Source organism: Billgrantia bachuensis, from assembly GCF_011742165.1.
In the GTDB taxonomy this organism is placed as follows: domain Bacteria; phylum Pseudomonadota; class Gammaproteobacteria; order Pseudomonadales; family Halomonadaceae; genus Halomonas; species Halomonas bachuensis.
Map to the genome: position 1 here is coordinate 1 of NZ_JAAQTO010000034.1, position 17727 is coordinate 17727.

Annotated in this window: 13 protein-coding genes and 1 pseudogene; all 14 read left to right on the forward strand. The window is 67.4% G+C overall.

Annotated elements, in window-relative coordinates; translation table 11 throughout:
* Nucleotides 1–374: type VI secretion system baseplate subunit TssF (locus HBJ55_RS13245; protein ID WP_206022600.1), on the forward strand; the 374-nt coding region annotated here is incomplete at its 5' end.
* Complete coding sequence (gene tssG / locus HBJ55_RS13250) at nt 338–1357, forward strand: type VI secretion system baseplate subunit TssG (RefSeq protein WP_167115573.1); 1020 nt, start codon at nt 338–340, stop codon at nt 1355–1357. The genes HBJ55_RS13245 and tssG, both read left to right, overlap by 37 nt.
* Before the next feature lie 4 nt (nt 1358–1361).
* A pseudogene (tagH, locus tag HBJ55_RS13255) lies at nt 1362–2719 on the forward strand (type VI secretion system-associated FHA domain protein TagH).
* A gap of 26 nt (nt 2720–2745) precedes the next feature.
* Nucleotides 2746–3312 (forward strand): type VI secretion system lipoprotein TssJ, encoded by a 567-nt coding sequence (gene tssJ / locus HBJ55_RS13260; RefSeq protein ID WP_167115577.1) that lies wholly within the window; start codon nt 2746–2748, stop codon nt 3310–3312.
* Nucleotides 3312–4646, forward strand: coding sequence for a type VI secretion system baseplate subunit TssK (tssK, locus tag HBJ55_RS13265; protein WP_167115580.1), 1335 nt, complete (start codon nt 3312–3314; stop codon nt 4644–4646). Before tssJ ends, tssK begins: the two co-directional genes overlap by 1 nt.
* 3 nt (nt 4647–4649) lie before the next feature.
* Entirely contained in the window at nt 4650–5492 is an 843-nt protein-coding gene (icmH, locus tag HBJ55_RS13270) for a type IVB secretion system protein IcmH/DotU (RefSeq protein ID WP_240936106.1), read from the forward strand.
* A gap of 8 nt (nt 5493–5500) precedes the next feature.
* The gene (tssH, locus tag HBJ55_RS13275) at nt 5501–8239 is read left to right on the forward strand and encodes a type VI secretion system ATPase TssH (RefSeq protein WP_167115583.1); all 2739 of its coding nucleotides are present in this window, start codon (nt 5501–5503) and stop codon (nt 8237–8239) included.
* Between the two features lie 3 nt (nt 8240–8242).
* A complete protein-coding gene (locus tag HBJ55_RS13280; protein ID WP_167115586.1) occupies nt 8243–9844 on the forward strand; it encodes a sigma-54 interaction domain-containing protein in 1602 nt (533 codons plus the stop codon).
* A complete protein-coding gene (gene vasI, locus HBJ55_RS13285; protein ID WP_167115588.1) occupies nt 9841–10497 on the forward strand; it encodes a type VI secretion system-associated protein VasI in 657 nt (218 codons plus the stop codon). Before HBJ55_RS13280 ends, vasI begins: the two co-directional genes overlap by 4 nt.
* Nucleotides 10498–10504: 7 nt before the next feature.
* Nucleotides 10505–11935, forward strand: coding sequence for a type VI secretion system protein TssA (tssA, locus tag HBJ55_RS13290; RefSeq protein WP_167115591.1), 1431 nt, complete (start codon nt 10505–10507; stop codon nt 11933–11935).
* 97 nt (nt 11936–12032) lie between these two features.
* On the forward strand, nt 12033–15698 hold the full coding sequence (tssM, locus tag HBJ55_RS13295; protein ID WP_167115594.1) for a type VI secretion system membrane subunit TssM: 3666 nt from the start codon (nt 12033–12035) through the stop codon (nt 15696–15698).
* Nucleotides 15682–16257 carry a GNAT family N-acetyltransferase gene (locus HBJ55_RS13300; protein WP_167115597.1) on the forward strand — a complete coding sequence of 192 codons (576 nt, stop codon included), beginning with the start codon at nt 15682–15684 and terminating at the stop codon, nt 16255–16257. The genes tssM and HBJ55_RS13300 overlap by 17 nt, the downstream gene beginning before the upstream one ends.
* 37 nt (nt 16258–16294) lie before the next feature.
* Complete coding sequence (locus HBJ55_RS13305; protein ID WP_167115600.1) at nt 16295–17245, forward strand: type VI secretion system PAAR protein; 951 nt, start codon at nt 16295–16297, stop codon at nt 17243–17245.
* Nucleotides 17239–17715, forward strand: a complete 477-nt coding sequence (locus tag HBJ55_RS13310; RefSeq protein ID WP_167115603.1) for a hypothetical protein — start codon at nt 17239–17241, stop codon at nt 17713–17715. The genes HBJ55_RS13305 and HBJ55_RS13310 overlap by 7 nt, the downstream gene beginning before the upstream one ends.
* Nucleotides 17716–17727 lie beyond the last annotated feature (12 nt).

Here is a 17727-nt window from a genome sequence, read left to right on the forward strand (position 1 = left end):
CGCTCAACTACCTGTCGCTGCTCGAGCGCGATGCGCTGTGCTCGGTGCTGCGCGCCTACGACTTCCGCGCCCTGGTCGACCGTCAGGCCGAGCGGGTTTCGCAGAAGCGCCTGGCCGGGGTGGTGGACATCGAGACCCGCTCCATCGACCGGCTCAAGCGCGGGCTGCCGGTGCGCGGGCTGCGCTCGGTGATGACCCTGGACCAGGAAGCCTTTGGCGACGAGGGCAGCCTGTACCTGTTCGGCAGCGTGTTGGCGCGCTTCTTTTCGCTCTACGCGAGCATCAACTCGTTCCATGAGTTGCACGTCGTCAATCGTCACAACCAAGAGCGTTACGCATGGACCTTACAGTCGGGCCAGCAACCCCTGATCTAGCCCCAGCGGCCCTGATCGATGGGGCCCGGCGCTACGATTTCTACCAGCTCGTCGAGCTGCTGCATCGTCATCACGACGACGATCTCGAGCGTGCCGCCAGCGTACGCCCGGGCCGCGAGCGGGTGCGCTTCAGCGCCTCGGCGTCGCTGGGTTTCCCCGGTAGCGACGTGGTGGCGCTCGAATCTCGCCCGAGCGGCGAGTACGCGCTGGAAGTCAGCTTCTTCGGCCTGCAGGGCGCCCAGTCGCCGCTGCCCGGTTATTACCTGGAGTCGCTGGCCCACGAGGCGGCCCACCACGAAGGCGTCGCCCGCGACTTCCTCGACTTCTTCAACCACCGCCTGCTGACCCTGGTGCATCGCAGCTGGCGCAAGTATCGCCACTACGTGCGCTACCAGGACGGCGCCAGCGACGGTTTCTCCGCCGCGGTGTTCGCCCTGGTGGGGCTGGCCGACGAGGAGTTGCGCGGCGAGGCGCCGATCAACTGGGGCAAGATGCTCGCCTACGCCGGCCTGCTGGCGGGGCGTTCGCGCTCGCCGGAGGTGGTCGAGAGCGTGGTCGGCCACTGCTTCGATCTCGACGACGTGAGCGTCGAGCAGTGGGTGCACCGCTGGGTCGAGATACCCGAGGACCAGCGCAGCCGCGCCGGCCTTTCGGGCATGGTTCTGGGCGAGGACGTAGTGGCCGGGGAGCGGGTCGCCGACGTAGGCGGCAAGTTCGCGCTGTGCCTGAAGGGGCTCGGTCTTGCCCGGTTCCGCGACTTCCTGCCCGACGGCCGCGAGCACGCGCCGCTGAAGACATTGGTGAGCTTCGTGCTGCGCGAGCCGCTGGCCTACGACCTGGAGCTCGAGCTGCTGGAAAGTGCGGTGCAGCCCATGCGGCTCGGCGATCACGGTTGCTGCCAGCTCGGCTGGACCACTTTCGTCAATCCCGAATCCGGGGCTGCCTCGCGGCGGCGCCGGGTGCGCATACAGATGACAGGGTAACGCGATGTCTTATCTCACCCGGCCCCAGGTCGCCGCAAGCGCCGTCACCCTGGTGGTGATCAACAGCGAGCGCCTGGAAGGGCGCTCCACCAGCAGCCACGTTTTTCCGCTGGCAGGTGGCACCCTGGGCAGCGCCGAGAGCGACGACTGGCTGCTGCAGGATCATGCCGGACGTATCCGCCCCGCACACGCCGAGATTCGGCAGATCGACGGCCAGTTCTGCCTGATCGATCGCAGCGGCCTCACCTCGATCAACCAGGCCACGTTGCCGCTGGGCCGCGACCGGCGGGTGGCCCTGCGCGATGGTGACGAGCTGGGCCTCGGCGAGTACCGGGTGCGTGTGCACCTGGGGGACCGACAGGCCGGGCTGCCTGGCTCCCAGCCGCTCGCCGCGCTGATCGACGAAGAGCAGGAGGCGCTGGCCGGTCAAGGCGTGGTGCCCTACCGCGTCACGCCGGCGGCTTTCCCGCCGCCGCGCCGCGACGATCCCCTCGAGGCGTTGGGCGAGGCGACGCCCGGCGCCAGCCAGCAGGATCCGCTCACGGCATTGGCCCATGACGGCGAGCTGAGTGCCGACGAGGTGACGCTGCTCGACACCCTGGAGGAGGCGGGCCGGAGCGAAGCCATGACATATGAACCGCAGGGGCGGCGCGAGGCGGCGCCGACGATTCGACGATACGAGGACCACACGAAGATGAACCGGGAAATGGACGAAGGGTTATTGAACGATCTGGAACGTTCGGTCGGCGAGCAGCTCGAGGAGCGCTGGCAGGATACCGTGCCAGCGAGCGCCGGCCCCGCCGGCACCGACCCGCTGCTGCGCGCCCTGGGCGCCGAACTGCGTTTCGCCGACAGCGAGGAGCAGCTCAACTTCGTCGCCGAAGCCGGCCAGACCCTGCGCGCCGTCATCGAAGGCCTGCAGGCGCTGCACCGCGCCCAGGACGACAGCCGCTACCCGCTGCGCGATCGTCGTCTGCAACCGATCGAGGACAACCCGCTGCGCCTGGGTCAGCCCTACCGCGACACCGTGGAAACCCTGTACACCTGTCGGCGCCGGCCGCCGTGGCTGAGTGCCTGACCCATCAAGGGCAGCACCAGGCGGCGGTGGAGGAGGCCATCGGCGAGGCGCTGCAGGCGATTCTCGACGCCTTCGCCCCGGAAGCCCTGTTGAAGCGCTTCCACGCCTACCGCGGCGCCGGCAATCGCCTGGAAGACGAAGGCAGCTGGGCGTGGGAGATGTACCGCCACTACTACCAGGAGCTCAACTCCGGCCGCCAGCAGGGCTTCGCCAAGCTGTTCTGGGAGGTATTCGAGCAGGCCTACGACCAGTCGGTGCGTCGCCAGCAGCGCGAAGCCAAGTGAACACAACAAGACGGGACGCAGGAAACATGAGTACAAGACATTTGCGCACTAGCCTGGCTTCAAGACGCTCCCTGCAGTGGGTTGCGGTGGCGCTGCTGGCACTGGCTCTCAGCGGCTGTGCCTCGACCCGCGAAGCCGCCGGCAAGGCCTGGCAGGTGATGCGCGACCCGTCGATCCCGGTGGGTTACCCCGAGGATCGGCCGACCACGGTCGACCTCGCCATGCTGGCCGAGCCGGACGTCAACCCCAACGTCGAGGGCGACGGCACGCCGCTGCGCTTCCAGATCCTGCAGCTCAAGGACGATTCGATGCTGATGGCGGCCGACCACGCTCAGCTGCTCGACGACCTCGAAGGCGCCCTGGGTACCAACTACCTCGACCATGACGACTTCACCCTGCTGCCTGGGCAGTGGAAGTTCTACGAACCGTTCGAGATCGACGAAGAGACCCGCTACATCGGCCTGATCGCCTTCTACAGCGATCCCGACCAGGCCGAGTGGAAGAAGGTGGTGAAGGTGACGACGCGCAGCGAGGACTACCACCTGCTGGTGCACCTGCGAGCCGACGAGGCCGAGCTGAGGAAGGAAGACTGATGGCCAGCCGCAACCGAGTGGTATGGAGCGAAGGGCTGTTCATCAAGCCGCAGCACTTCCAGCAGCAGCAGCGCAGCCTGGAGGGGCTGATGGAGGCACGCTTGCGCGGTGTCAGCCATGCGCTGTACGGCTTCCAGACGCTGGAACTCAACGCCGAGTACCTGAGCTTCGGACGCATCGCCATCAGCCGCGCCAGCGGTGTGATGCCCGACGGCACGGCGTTCCAGTTGCCCGACGACGACATCGAGCCGCAGCCGCTGGAGATCGACGATGCCGGCATCGCCAATCAGCTCGTCTACCTGTGCCTGCCGCTGGCCACCGATGCGGTGGGCGAGGTGCGCTGGCCCGACGACGATCTGCCGACCCGTTATCGCCTGGCCCAGCGCAGCGTGCGCGACCTGCACTCCCGCGACGGCGACACCGCCATGCTCGATGTCGCCCGGGTTGCCCCCCGGCTGCTGCTCGAGCGCGACGACCGCAGCGCCTATACCTGCCTGGCAGTAGCGCGCATCCACGAGCGGCGCCCCGACGGCAGCCTGGTGCTCGACGAGCAGTTCATTCCCACCCTGCTCAACGTCCAGGCGGCGCCGGTACTGCAGCGTTTCGTCGGCGAGATGGCCGGGCTGATGCGCGAGCGTGCGCGCAACATCGCCCATCGCCTCGCCTCGCCCCACCAGGCCGGTGTCGCCGACGTCTCCGACTTCATGCTGCTGCAGCTGCTCAACCGCGCCCAGCCGCGTTTCCAGCATCTGGCGCGCCTGGGCCATCTGCACCCGGAGCGGCTGTTCGCCACCATGCTCGAGACGGCCAGCGAACTGGTGACCTTCACCGACGAGTCGCGGCTGCCGCCGGAGTACCCGGCCTACGATCACGACCACCCCGAGCGCGCCTTCCGCCAACTGATGCAGAGCCTGCGCCAGGCGCTCTCCACGGTGCTCGAGCCGCGCGCGCTGGCGATCCAGCTGCAGTCGCGGCGCTACGGCCTGCTGGTGGCCCCGCTTGCCGACCCGGCCCTGCTCGACAGCGCCGACTTCATCCTGGCGGTGCGCGCCGACATGCCCCACGAGCGGCTGCGCAAGCTGTTCCTGCAGCAGACCAAGGTGGCCAGCGTCGAGCGCATTCGCGACCTCATCAGCCTGCAGCTACCCGGCGTACCGCTGGAGCCGCTGCCGGTGGCACCGCGCGAACTGCCCTACCACGCCGGCTACAGCTACTTCCGCCTCGATCGGCAGAGCCAGGCCTGGAGCATGCTCGACGGCGCCAGCGGCTTCGCCTTTCACGTGGCTGGGGAATTCCCCGGGCTTGAAATGCAGTTCTGGGCGATCAGGAGCTAAGCCATGCAAGAACTTGCCACGCAATACGAATCGAATCCCGGCGCGGTGGCGCGCTACGCCCCCAGCCGTCACGAGGACCGTATCGACGAACGCGGGCTCGATCAGCTGATCCATAGCCACGCCGAGCATCTCGATGCCGATGAGGACTACTGGTTCCGCCTGCGCGGGTACAACCTCAATCCGCTGGTGGATGCCGCCAGTTCGCTGCTAGGCATGGTGGTGCGGGTGCGCCAGCTCGACGGCATGAGCGATCTCGACCGGCTCTACCGCCAGGTGGTCGACGAGATCTCAGCGATCGAGGTCGAACTCACCGAGCAGGGCTATGACCGGCCCACGCTGCTGGCCTTCCGCTACGTGCTCTGCTCGTTCATCGACGAGGCGGTGATGGGTACGCCCTGGGGGCAGCAGAGCAGTTGGGCCGAGCACTCACTGTTGACGCGCTTCCACAACGAGACCTGGGGTGGCGAGAAGGTCTTCTCGATCCTCTCGCGGCTGCAGCAGGAGCCACAGCGCTACCGCGACATGCTGGCGTTCATCTACCTCTGCCTGTGCCTCGGCTTCGAGGGACGCTACAAGGTCATGGACCACGGCCGCGAAGAGTACGAGCACATCGTGCGCACCCTCGGCGACCAACTGGCGGCGCTCGGCGATACCCCGGAAGACAGCCTGACCCGGCCGCTCGACAACGTCATGCCGGGCCGGCGCCACCGCGGTCGCGGTTTACCGATATGGGCCGTATTCTCGCTGTTCGCCGTGGCCATGGCCGGTACCTACCTGGGCTTCGCCTGGACGCTCGATCAACAAGCGGCCCAGGTCGGCACCCTTCTCGACCAGATTTACCGTTAGGAGATCCCATGCTCAGGGTAGAGCTTCCCGCGCTCATCGGCCGCCTCAATGCCGTTTCCCGTCAAGGCCTGGAGCAGGCCGCGGTGCTGTGCGCCGAACAGCAGGCCCCCGAGGTCACCGTCGGCCACCTGCTGCAGGCGCTGATCGACCAGCCGCTGTGTGACCTGCGCTGCCTGCTCGAAGGGCAGGGTGTCGACTTCCTCGAGCTGCGCGCGCGCCTGGCCGAGGAGGCCCGCCCACCGCGCGACCTCGCCGTGACCACGCCGAGCTTCTCGCCGCTGCTGGTCGAGCTGCTGCAGGACGCCTGGCTGCTGGCCACCACCGAGTTCGCCTACGACAGCCTGCGCAGCGGGCTGATCTTCACCGCCTTGCTGCACAACGTCGGACGCTACCTGGGGCCGCGCAGTGCCGCGCTGCTGGCCGAGATCAACCGCGAGGGGCTGCGCCGCGGCTTCGAGCGGCTGGCCGCCGACTCCGCCGAGGCCCCCCGCGCCGAGCCCGTCGACGGTGGGCGTCGCCAGTCCCAGGCCGCCCCGGGCGACAGCGCCCTGGCGCGCTTCGCCACCTCGCTCACGGAGCAGGCGCGACGCGGCGAGCTCGACCCGGTGCTGTGCCGCGATCCCGAGATCGACCAGATGCTCGACATCCTCGGGCGGCGGCGCAAGAACAACCCCATCGTTATCGGCGACGCCGGGGTGGGCAAGAGCGCCGTGGTGGAAGGGCTCGCCGCGCGTATCGTCGAGGGTCGCGTGCCGGCGGCGCTGGCCGACGTCGAGCTGATGAGCCTCGACCTCGGCGCGCTGCAGGCCGGCGCCGCGGTGAAGGGCGAGTTCGAGAAGCGCCTCAAGGCGGTAATCGAGGAGGTCAAGGCCGCACCCCGGCCGATCCTGCTGTTCATCGACGAGGCCCATACCCTGATCGGTGCCGGCAACCAGGAGGGCGGCGGCGATGCCGCCAACCTGCTCAAGCCGGCCCTGGCCCGCGGCGAGCTGCGCACCATCGCCGCCACCACCTGGCGCGAGTACAAGAAGTACTTCGAGAAGGACCCGGCGCTGTCGCGGCGCTTCCAGCCGGTGGCCTTGGCCGAGCCCAGCATCGATCAGGCGCTGGTGATCCTGCGCGGCCTGCGCGATACCTACGAGACCGCCCACGGCGTGCTGGTCGGCGACAGCGGCCTGCGAGCCGCCGGCGAACTCTCGGCGCGCTACTTGGCCGGCCGCAAGCTTCCCGACAAGGCGATCGACGTGCTCGATACCGCCTGTGCGCGGCTCTCACAGGCGCTGGATACCCCGCCACGCCGGCTCAGCCATCTCAAGAGCGAGCATATCGCCGCCCAGCGCGAGCGCGAGCAGCTCGACCGCGAGCGCCTGCTGGGACGCAGCCCCGACGCCACCCGCGAGGCCGAGCTCGACGTCCGCCTGGCGCGGCTCGAGGAGGAGGTCGAACGGCTCGAGGCGGCCTGGGCCGACCAGCGCGAGTGCGTCGATGCCATCATCGCCCTGCATCGCCAGCTGCTCGAAGCGGGCAAGAACGAGGCTGCCGTCGAACAGGCCAGTACCGAGGCCGATGTTGGAACCGGTGACGAAATCGACGGTGTCATCGTCAGTGAGATCGACGGCGAAGCGGTAACTGAAGCGGGCGAGTCAGGTGAAGCCGCCGAAGCTCACGACGATGTCGACCCGCATGCGGCCCTGGCCGCCCATGAGGCACGCCTGGCCGAGCTGCAGCAGGAGTTCGCATTGGTCAACGCCAGCGTGGAGGAAGCGCAGATCGCCCAGGTCATTGGCGACTGGACCGGCGTGCCGGTGGAGCGCATGACCAGCGACGAGCTGACCCGTCTCACCGAGCTGCCCGAGCACCTCGGTCGGCTGGTGCAGGGCCAGGACATGGCCATCGAGCGCGTGCACCGCCACCTGCTCACCGCCCGCGCCGACCTGCGTCGCCCCGGCCGCCCGCTGGGCGCCTTCCTGCTGGTCGGCCCCAGCGGCGTGGGCAAGACCGAGACCGTGGTGCAGATCGCCGAGCGGCTCTACGGCGGTCGCCAGTTCCTCACCACCATCAACATGTCCGAGTACCAGGAGAAGCACACCGTGTCGCGGCTGATCGGCTCGCCGCCGGGCTACGTGGGCTTCGGCGAGGGCGGCCTGCTGACCGAGGCGATCCGCCAGCGCCCCTACTCGGTGGTGCTGCTCGACGAGGTCGAGAAGGCCCATCCGGACGTGCTCAACCTGTTCTACCAGGCCTTCGACAAGGGTGAGCTGGCCGATGGCGAAGGGCGCCTGATCGACTGCAAGAACGTGGTGTTCTTCCTCACCTCCAACCTGGGCTATGAGGCCATCGTCGCCCACGCCGACGAGCCCGCAGCGCTCGACGACGCGCTCTACCCGGTGCTGGCCGCCTTCTTCAAGCCGGCGCTGCTGGCGCGCATGGAGGTGGTGCCCTACTTCCCGCTGGGCGCCGATACCCTGCGCGACATCGTGGCGGCCAAGCTCGACACCCTGGCCGAGCGCATCCGCGCGCGCCACCGCCAGGCCGAGGTGGTGCTCGACGAGGCCTTGCGCGACGCCATCTGCGCCCGCGCCACGCGCAGCGAGAACGGCGCGCGCATGCTCGAGTCGGTGATCGACGGCGAGCTGCTGCCGCCGGTGTCGCGAGCGCTGCTCGACCGCCTGGCGCGGCAAGAGCCGGTCACCCGGGTGGCATTGGGTGTCGACGCGGCGGGTGCCTTTACCGCGGAGGTGGTGTAGGCGATGACGGCCAAGGCGATCGACATGCGCTGGTGCGAGGGCGGCTTGCCGACGGGGCGCGGCCTCGGCGGCATGGCCCGCGCGCTGGCGCTGGTCGAGAGCGCCTCGCCCGCCGGGCTGCGCGCGTGCGCCGGCGGTATTCTCCAGGCCAGCCACGGCCTGGCCTGGGTCACCTGCCTCTATCTCGACGGCAGCGGCCGTTGGCTGGGCGGCGACAATGACGACGTTCGCTTCGATTGCGACGACTTCCGCCATCCCTACGCCCACGCCATTCGCCAGGGCAAGCCGCTGCGGCTGGGGCTGGTGGAGGCGCGCTCGCGGCTCGATCACTCCGGCTTCCAGGCCCAGGTGGCCCAGCTGCCCGGCGCGCTGAAGCTGGTGGTGCGTCCGCTGCGCGCCCTCGACGGCAAGCGCGAGTGGCTCGGCGCGCTGGCCATGGCCGGTGAGGGAGAAGCCCTCGCCCGGCTCGAGGCGGATCCCGAATTCGCCGCCTTCGAGGCGCTGTTGTGCCGGCTGTGGGCGGGGCTGGCCCGGCACCAGGGCGAGCGCCAGCGTGAAGCGAACCTGCGCCAATCGCTGGCCCAGCTCAATGACGGCGCCCGGCGCCAGGCGCTGGCCGAGCGTCTGGCTGACGACCTGCTCGGTGGGTCGACGGCCATGCAGACGCTGCGTAGCCAGGTGGTACGCGCGGCGGAGACCAGCCTGGCGGTACTGCTACAGGGCGAGACCGGTACCGGCAAGGATCGGGTGGCGCGCGCCATCCATCAGCTCTCGGCGCGCAGCCAGGGTGCCTTCATGGCGATCAACTGCGCGGCGATTCCCGAGTCGTTGCTCGAATCGGAGCTGTTCGGCCATGCCAAGGGGGCCTTTTCCGGCGCCGACCGGGCCCGCGAAGGGCTGATCAGTCAGGCCGACGGCGGCACGCTGTTCCTCGACGAGATCGGCGACATGCCGCTGCCGCTTCAGGCCAAGCTGCTGCGGGTGCTGGAGAACGGTCGCTACCGGCCGCTTGGGGCGAGCGAGGAGCGGCGCGCCGACCTGCGCCTGGTGGCGGCCACCCATCAGCCGCTACGCGAACGGATTCGCGACCAACGCTTCCGCGCCGACCTTTACTACCGGCTGGGGCAGTTCCCGCTGACCCTGCCGCCGCTGCGCGAGCGCAGCGAGGACATCGCCGAACTGGCCGAGGCCTTTGTCGCCGACTTCTGCATCCGCGAGGGGCGCGACGACATGGGCATTACCCCGGCCGCGCTGCGCATGCTGCGAGAGCGCGATTATCCGGGCAACGTACGCGAGCTGAAGAACCTGATCGACTACGCCTGCGCCATGACGCGGCCGGGAGAGGACGTCAACCCCGCGGCTCTGCCCGAGCGGGCCGACGCGGAAACGCGTGATTCCGCCGTCACCATGTCGGCAGCGACGGTCAGTGTGGCCAACGGCAACGTACAGGATCTGCGCCGTGCCCTGCGTGACTACGAGGCGGAACTGATCCGCCAGCGATTGCAGCTGTTCGACGGCAATCGTGCCCTGGCGGCCGAGAGCCTCGGCCTGCCCAAGCGCACCCTGGCACACAAGTGCCGACAGCTGGAACTGGATGCCAAATGAGTTCGACCCTGATATTTCGCCGGGCGCCGTGGCTGGCGCTGGCCGCAAGCCTGGCCCTGGTTGCCGATGCCTGGGGCGACACCGCCGCCGAGGCGTTGGTGGCCGAGGCCCGCGAGTGCGCCCTCGAGCCCTCGCGGCTGGAAAGGCTGGGCTGTTACGACGCCCTGTTCATGACTCGGGACGAGCCGGTGGCGAGCGAGGACCTGCGCCCTGCACTGTGGCATGCGATCCATGCCCAGGAAGCAGAACGCAACGGTGACGACATGGGCCTGCTGGTCCGTGAGAGCAGCGACGGCGTGCGGATCAGCGTGCCGGCGCTGGGAAGCGTGCCGCCACGCCCACAGTTGGTCATCGCCTGCGAGAAGTCGATTACCCGCTTTCAGCTTCACCTGCCCCAGGCGCTGAACGCTGCGAGAGTGCAGGTGCGCCTGCGAGCCGGCGGTCGTGAGCTGGAGCAGGCCTGGCAGGCCCGAGATGGCGGCTACGTGGTCAGCGGCGGCCGCGGGCTGCCGGCCATCGCTACGCTGCAACAGCTGCTCGACGCCGACGAGCTGACGTTCGCCAGCGACCAGGCCGCGCTCGATGGATTGCGTTTCGAGATCGCCGGGTTGCGCCAGGCGGTTCAGCCGCTGCGCGATGCCTGTCGCTGGTGAGGTGAGCATGCGAATCGTCAACCAGACACAACTGACGGAAGTGCTGGCCGCGCTCCCCCCGGAGGGTGTCGGCAGGCCCCTCGACGACAGCGCCGACTACGCCTGGCTCGACGAGGAGATGATGAAGATCGGCTCGCTGCAGCACGGTGGAGTCGACTGGGAGGGCGCCGAGACCCGGGCCGTGCGCCTGCTGAGCACCACGGGCAAGGACCTCAAGGTGCTCGGCCACCTGTTGCACTGTCTGCAGCACGAAGGCGACGGCGTGCGCTTCGCCCTCTCGCTGCGCCTGCTGGCGGGCAGCCTCGAACAGTGGTGGGAAGCTGCTTATCCCTATGGTGGCCCACAGGGCGAGCGGCTGCGGCCGCGGCTGTTCCGCCAGTTCACCCAGCGCGCCCTGGCTCTGGCGGAAGCGCTCGATTTCGACAATGCCGCCGACGAGCAGCAAGCCTGCGAGGCCGCCAACGAGGCGCTGTTGGAGGCGGCTCGGGCACGCCAGTTGCCGGATGAGGCCTTGGTGGACCTGCAGCGCCAGTTGCGTCAGGCCCGCCCCAGCCAGGCGGGCTCACACACCGAGTCCGCGACACGCGGCGCGGCGGCGGAAAGCGATACGCCGGCCAGCACCGCATCGCCCACGGCCAAGCTGCCCGAGATGCGCCTGGAGGCCGGCAACGAACGCGGCAATCGCCAGACCCTGCTCAAGATGGCCGATTTCCTCAACGAGCAGAGCCCGGGCGACCCGCTCGGCTACCGGCTCCGGCGCCATGCGGTCTGGAGCGTCATCCAGGCGCTGCCGGCCACCCGTGACGGCGTGCGCTCCGAGCTGGCACCGCCTGCTGCCGACCGCGTGGCGGAGTATCGCGAGACGCTCTCGCGCGGCGCCGATAACGCGCTGTGGAAGCGCATCGAGAACAGCCTGGCGGTGAGCCCCTACTGGCTGGAGGGGCACCGCCTCAGCGCGAGTGCCGCAGAGCGGCTCGGCCAAACGCGCTGCGCCACCGCCATTCGCGACGAGGCGAGCCGTTTCGTCGAGCGCCTGCCCGGTATCGAGTCGCTGACCTTCAACGACGGCAGCCCCTTCGTCGACGACGAGACCCGCCATTGGCTGCAGGCCGCGCCGGGCAGTGCCGCGGGGGGCGGCCAGGAAACCGGCGGCGATCCCTGGCAGGAGGGCCTGGCCGAAGCCCGCGAGAGGCTGGCTGCGGAGGGTCTCGAAGCGGCCCTGATGGGCCTCGATCGCGGCCTGGCGGAGGCTCGCTCTCCGCGCGAGGTCGCCTATTGGCGGCTGGCCAGTGCCGACCTGCTGCGCGACGCGGGGCTGGCGGCGCTGGCCGGCCAGCACTATCGCGCGGTCCGCGAGTCGCTGGCGGGCCTTGGCCTCGAACAGTGGGAACCGGCACTGCTCGAGCGGCTCGAGCGCGCGGTGGAGAAGGGCAAATGAACACGATCCGATTGCGACATGACGGGTACTGCGGCGTGCCCGGCAGCATCACCACCAACAACATCACCATCATCGACAGGGACGAGGGCAAAGGCTCATGTGGAAAAGTGTGAAGTCCGGTCTGAGCCGCTGGGTACCCGGCGCCTCACGGGCACAAAGCAACGCCAACCTGGCCAAGGCGCACGGTAACAAGGCCCAGGGCATCGGCAAGCGGGCGAGCAAACTCACCGTCATGCTCTGGTGGTTGCTGTTGGGCGCCCTGATCGTCGCCATCTGGTGGCTGGGGCCGATGTGGCAGGTACGAGACAGCTATCCGTTGGCGCCCTGGCTCAACCGGCTGCTCGCCACCCTGGCGCTGGTTACCCTGGCCGCCGTGGTATGGGGCATTCGCCTGGCTCGCCAGCTGCGCGAGGTGGACGACGAGCGACGCCAGAACGAACGGCTGCAGCTCGACCCGGTGCTGGGCCAGGTGGAGCAGCAGGAGGCAACGCTGAACGCCACCCTGCACGAGCTGCTCGACAATCTCGGTGCCGGCCCCGGGGCGCGCTACAAGCTGCCCTGGTACCTGGTGATGGGCGTGGAGAACGCCGGCAAGACCAGCCTGATCAACCGCTCCGGCCAGAACTTCTCGCTGACCCACGTCATGAAGGCTTCCGGTCAGGGCAAGAAAGGCAACCAGTACGGCTTCGACTGGTGGATCGGCGACAAGGCTGTGCTGATCGACCCGGACGGCGAATTGCTGACCCAGGGCGCGCTGGAAGGCGGCGAGCCCCAGGAACTTCAGAGCCGGCTGTGGGACCACTTCGTCGGCTGGCTGGAGCGCAACCGTGCCCAGCGTCCGCTCGATGGCGTTGTGCTGGTGCTCGACCTGGCGCGCCTGAGCGATGCCCGGGTGGCGGTGCGCAAGGCCTACGCCTCGCTGTTGCGCGCCCGCATGCGCGAGCTGATGGAGCGCCACGGTGCACGCCTGCCGGTCTACGTCACCTTCAGCAAGATGGACCTGCTGCACGGCTTCGACGATTTCTTCCGCCACTACTCCCGCGCCGCGCGCCGGGCGCCGCTGGGCTTCACCTTCAGTGCCGAGAGCGTCGAACGCGTCGACCAGTGGGCCAATGAGTTCGCCGACTCCTACGACGCCATGCTCGAGCGGCTCAATCGCAGCCTGCCCACGCTGCTGGCCGAATGCCGCGACCGCGAGGAACGCGAATCGGTGTTCCGCTTCGTGCGCCAGCTCGCCGGCCTGCGTGACGTGCTGCTCGGCTTCCTGAGCGAGGCGCTCTCCAGCGACCGCTACTCCACCGCCGCCATGGTGCGGGGCACCTACTTCACCTCGGTCTACCAGCAGGGCGTGCCGGAGGACCCCTTCGTCGATGCCGCCGCTCGCCGCTACGGCATGGCCGATACCACCCAGCCGGCCCATCGCGCCGCACGCAGCGCGCTCTACTTCACCGAGGAACTGTTCGACAAGGTGATCTATCCCGAGGCGGGGCTGGCCGGGGACAATGCCCGCGCCGCCCGGCGTCGACGTCGCCTGCGTCGTACCAGCGCCTTTGCCTGCCTGCTGGGCGGGCTGGTGCTGGTGGGTGGCTGGAGCCACTTCTATCAGAAGAACACCCAGGCCTTGGCGGCGGTGGAGGAGAAGGCCCAGGACTTCCTGGCCGCGCAACCCGACGAGCTGCACAGCGACGACCCCACAGGCTATGCGTTGCTGGAGCCCCTCGACCGCCTGCGTGCCGCCACACTGGAGTTCGGCGACTATCGCGAACACTTGCCGTGGCTGGCCGACATGGGCCTCTACCAGGGCCATGCGGTGGGCCGCGAGGTGGAGAACGCCTATCTGGCGATGCTGAGCTACCATTTCCTGCCCTCGCTGATGATCGGCATCATGGATGACATGAACCGCGCCGAGACCGGCAGCAACGACAAGCTGGCCCTGCTGCGCGTGCTGCGCATGATGTCCGATGCCAGCGGGCGCCAGCCCGAGCGGGTCGAGGCATACATGGAACGGCGCTGGCAGCGCGCCTTCCCCCAACGCGGCAGCGTTCAGGAGCGCCTGCTCGACCACCTCGCCTATGCCATGGCGCACACCGACCTCGAAGGGCAGGTGGCGGCCGGCGATCGTCATGCCGAGCAGGCCATGGCGGCGCTGCGTGGCAGTCTTCAGGCTGCCCAGGAGGAGCTCTCGCGCCAGCCCATGGACGAGCGCGTCTATGCCACGCTCAAGGCCAACAGCGGTAGCCGCAGCGGGGCGGCGCTCGACCTGCACCAAGGCGTCGGTCCCTCCTTCAACGCCGTTTTCATGGCCCGCGACGACGAGCTGGAACGCCTGCGCCTGCCGACCCTGCTGACTCGCGACGGCTTCGAGGGGTATTTCCTCAAGGAGATCGAACAGGCCACCGAGCTGGCATTGATCGACCTCTGGGTGCTGGGCCAGCGCGACGACATCGTCTTCAGTGACGCCGACGAGCGCCAACTGCGTGACGCCCTGCACGAGCGCTACGTCAGCGACTATCACGTGACCTGGCGCCAGGCGCTCGACGACCTCTACCTGGTGCCGCTGCCCGATATCGACCAGGCGGTCGTGGTGGCCGACACCCTGCTCGGCGCCAGCCGGCCGCTGGACCGCCTGCTCGGCGAAGTGGCGCACCATACGCGGCTCTATCCCGAGCTGCCGGTAGACGACGAAGTCGCACGCCAGGCGCTGGAGCGCTCGCCGCGCTACCGCCTGGCCGGCGAGATCGAGCGCAACTTCCGCGACCTCAACGGTCTGCTCGATGCCCGCGGCGACAACCCGGCTGACATCGCCGAGATCAAGGTCGCCATCGGCGAGTTGCGCGACTACCTGCGCGAGGTGCAGGGCGCCAGCGACCCGGGCCGTGCGGCCTTCGTCAGCGCCCGCGACCGCCTGGCGCTGCGCGGCGGCGACCCCATCCATAACCTCAAGCGCATCGCCGAGAACACTCCGGCCCCGGTGGACCGCATGCTTGAAAGCCTGGCCGACCAGAGCTGGCAGTTGCTGATGGCCAGTGCCATCCGTCATCTCGAGCATCAGTGGCTCGACGAGGTGGTGGCGCCCTACCAGGAACGTCTGGCCGGTCGCTACCCGCTGGTGCCAAGCGCCTCGCGTGAGGTGGCCCTCAACGATTTCGAGGCCTTCTTCGCTGCCGACGGCATTCTCGACCGCTTCTACCAGGACAACCTGCGGCCCTTCATCGAAGAGGCGCCCGAATACCTGGTCGATGCCGAGGGCAGCCCGCTGCTGCGCGACAGCGTCTTCACCGCCATCCAGCGTGCCGAACACATCCGCCAGGCCTATTTTGGCCGCGACGGCGTACTCGACGTGGAGTTCGCCCTGGAACCGGTGAGCCTCAGCCCCGACAAGCGCCGCAGCGTGATCAACATCGACGGCCAAATCATCGATTACGCCCACAGCGCCAGTTCGCGGGTCTCGATGATCTGGCCCAACGCCCTGCGCGGCGGCAACGAGAGCCGCATCACCCTGGTGCCGAGCCAGGTCAATCGCTCGCCGCGCAGCCTCAGCCGCGACGGTGCCTGGGCCTGGTTCCGCTTGCTCGACGAGGCCGAGATCACCAGTGCCAGCGAGCGTGAGCTGGAGCTGCGCTTCCAGGTCGACGGCGGCTCGGTGCGCTACCGCCTGTACGCCACTGGCTCGCGCAACCCGTTCACCCGCCCGCTGGTGGCCGGCTTCCAGCTGCCCACTGCGTTGTATGCCGAAGGAGGTTTCGATGTTGGCAGCCTTTAAGCGCTTGTTCGGCAGCGAACGCGAAAAGACGGCGCCTGCCGGCGCGGTAGAGGAGGTGAAGGGCCTGGAAGCGGCCTCGATGGAAGACATCGAAGGCTTTCTCGAAGCCGCTCTGCGCGCCGATACCCAGGGGCATTCGCCCTGGGTACTGCGCGACGAGGCCCGCCTGGGCACGCTGCGTCGGGCGCTGGAGTTCACCGTACAGCGCGGCCAGTGGCTGCAGCGCGAAGGCAACGACATCGCCCGCTGGCAGGGCCGGCTGCTGAAGCTTCGCCATGGCGAAGGGCCCACGCTCGGCATGCTGCTGGCCTGTCGGCCGGATGACGAGGCGGCCTGGCAGTTGCGCTTCTTCTTCATCGAGCCGGAGTGGCAGGGCAGCGGTCACGGCGCTCGCCTGCTGCGGGCGGCGCGCCACAGCCTGAGCGGCGTGCCGCTGAACGTACGTCTGCCGCTGGCCTGTCAGGCGGCGGTACGCAGCCTGGAAGAGGCAGGCTTTCAACGCATGTACGTCAACGCCTTCGAGGTAGCCAGCTTCGAAGCGCCCGCGGAGTGGGACTAGGCCGCACAACCGGCACGCATAGACAGGAGAACGATAGATGGGACGCAAATTCGTACTCGTGGGTGACATCGGCACCGACCATGACGGTTTTCCGCCGACGCCGGTCACCGCGGGCAGCCCGACGGTGCTGATCGACGGCAAGCCGGCGGCCCGCCTGGGCGACCCCCTGGCAGCACACAGCAAGCCCGATAGCCCTCCCCACCCGCGTGCCATCGCCGAAGGCTCCGGCACCATCCTGATCGACGGCAAGCCGGCGGCACTCACCGGCCACGCCGTGGATTGTGGCGGTGTGGTGATCGGCTCCGCGAGCGCGGTAGGTGGCGAAACAGGAGGAGGTTCGTTTCTCTCTTCTGTTGCGGTAATGGCCTCAACCGTCTCACAGGCTTCTATATCCTCGACCGCTGATTTCGCTGATTTCGCTGATTTCGCTGATTTCGCTGATTTCGCTGAGCCAGCCCTTGATGCCACTGCATCATCTGGAGGACAGCCAACGGCACTGACCATGAGCGAAGCTGGAAAACGGTGGCTGATGGAGGTCGAACAGCTTCGTTTGATGCCTTATGACGATCAGACTGGGCGTGAGATAACGTCTTGGGTAGAAGGTGCCACGATTGGTTATGGGCACCTCATTTCGGAATCAAAATGGCAATTGTACGAAAATGGAATTAATCGTCAGCAAGCTGAGAATATATTTAAGGAAGAGTTGTCGGCTTATGTTCAAGCAGTGAATAATGGAATTCATGTTCCGTTGCAGCAATATCAGTTCGATGCGGCTGTTATGCTTGCTTACAACATAGGGACTCATGGTTTCGCCTCTTCTTCCGTCGTAAAGTTAATTAATGATCCTGCAGCTGAGACACCGTACTCGACTCTAGAGGCGGCTTGGAAAGCTTGGAACAAGTCACAAGGTATGATCAATAGGGGATTGATAAATCGGCGAGCTGCAGAGTGGAATATTTATTCCAAAGGAGTATATGAAAAATGGTGAAGCATAGTTTATGGGTTTTCTTTTTGAGTTTATTGTCATGGATGCCGTTTGCTGTCTTGGCAGATTTCGACTGTCCTAGTTTTCGCGAAGTGCAAGGTGAATATAAGGCAGTTGAAGTAACTCGCTATGGAGGAGGACTGACGCCACGTGAAGAGGCCATAGGGCGCATCAATAAAAAAGTTATTGTTGCTGAAAGCCACTTCTTGTTTTGGGATGAGCTTAGGTATGAGGATCCTATTTATGAGGTTGTCTGTCATCCCGTTCCTCAAGAGGAGGGGGAAGTTCCTTTGCCAACAGAAAGATGGGGGAATTTCTATGGCTTCGGGATGCATAGAGAAGTTGTCAAAATAATTCATATTACCCCTTCTAAAGGAGAAGGTCCGGGCTTGAGGCTGGAGATAGTCGATGATGAGTTATGGTTTTTTTCGGATGGTTGGTTTTACCGAATGAGGCGAGTCTCAAACCAATAAGATTGTTCACTT

Coding starts and splice junctions, on each gene's coding strand:
- HBJ55_RS13310 (WP_167115603.1), top strand. CDS start 17,239: ATGGTGAAGCATAGTTTATGGGTTTTCTTTTTGAGTTTATTGTCATGG.
- vasI (WP_167115588.1), top strand. CDS start 9,841: ATGAGTTCGACCCTGATATTTCGCCGGGCGCCGTGGCTGGCGCTGGCC.
- icmH (WP_240936106.1), top strand. CDS start 4,650: ATGCAAGAACTTGCCACGCAATACGAATCGAATCCCGGCGCGGTGGCG.
- tssH (WP_167115583.1), top strand. CDS start 5,501: ATGCTCAGGGTAGAGCTTCCCGCGCTCATCGGCCGCCTCAATGCCGTT.
- tssJ (WP_167115577.1), top strand. CDS start 2,746: ATGAGTACAAGACATTTGCGCACTAGCCTGGCTTCAAGACGCTCCCTG.
- HBJ55_RS13305 (WP_167115600.1), top strand. CDS start 16,295: ATGGGACGCAAATTCGTACTCGTGGGTGACATCGGCACCGACCATGAC.
- tssG (WP_167115573.1), top strand. CDS start 338: ATGGACCTTACAGTCGGGCCAGCAACCCCTGATCTAGCCCCAGCGGCC.
- HBJ55_RS13280 (WP_167115586.1), top strand. CDS start 8,243: ATGACGGCCAAGGCGATCGACATGCGCTGGTGCGAGGGCGGCTTGCCG.
- tssA (WP_167115591.1), top strand. CDS start 10,505: ATGCGAATCGTCAACCAGACACAACTGACGGAAGTGCTGGCCGCGCTC.
- tssM (WP_167115594.1), top strand. CDS start 12,033: ATGTGGAAAAGTGTGAAGTCCGGTCTGAGCCGCTGGGTACCCGGCGCC.
- HBJ55_RS13300 (WP_167115597.1), top strand. CDS start 15,682: ATGTTGGCAGCCTTTAAGCGCTTGTTCGGCAGCGAACGCGAAAAGACG.
- tssK (WP_167115580.1), top strand. CDS start 3,312: ATGGCCAGCCGCAACCGAGTGGTATGGAGCGAAGGGCTGTTCATCAAG.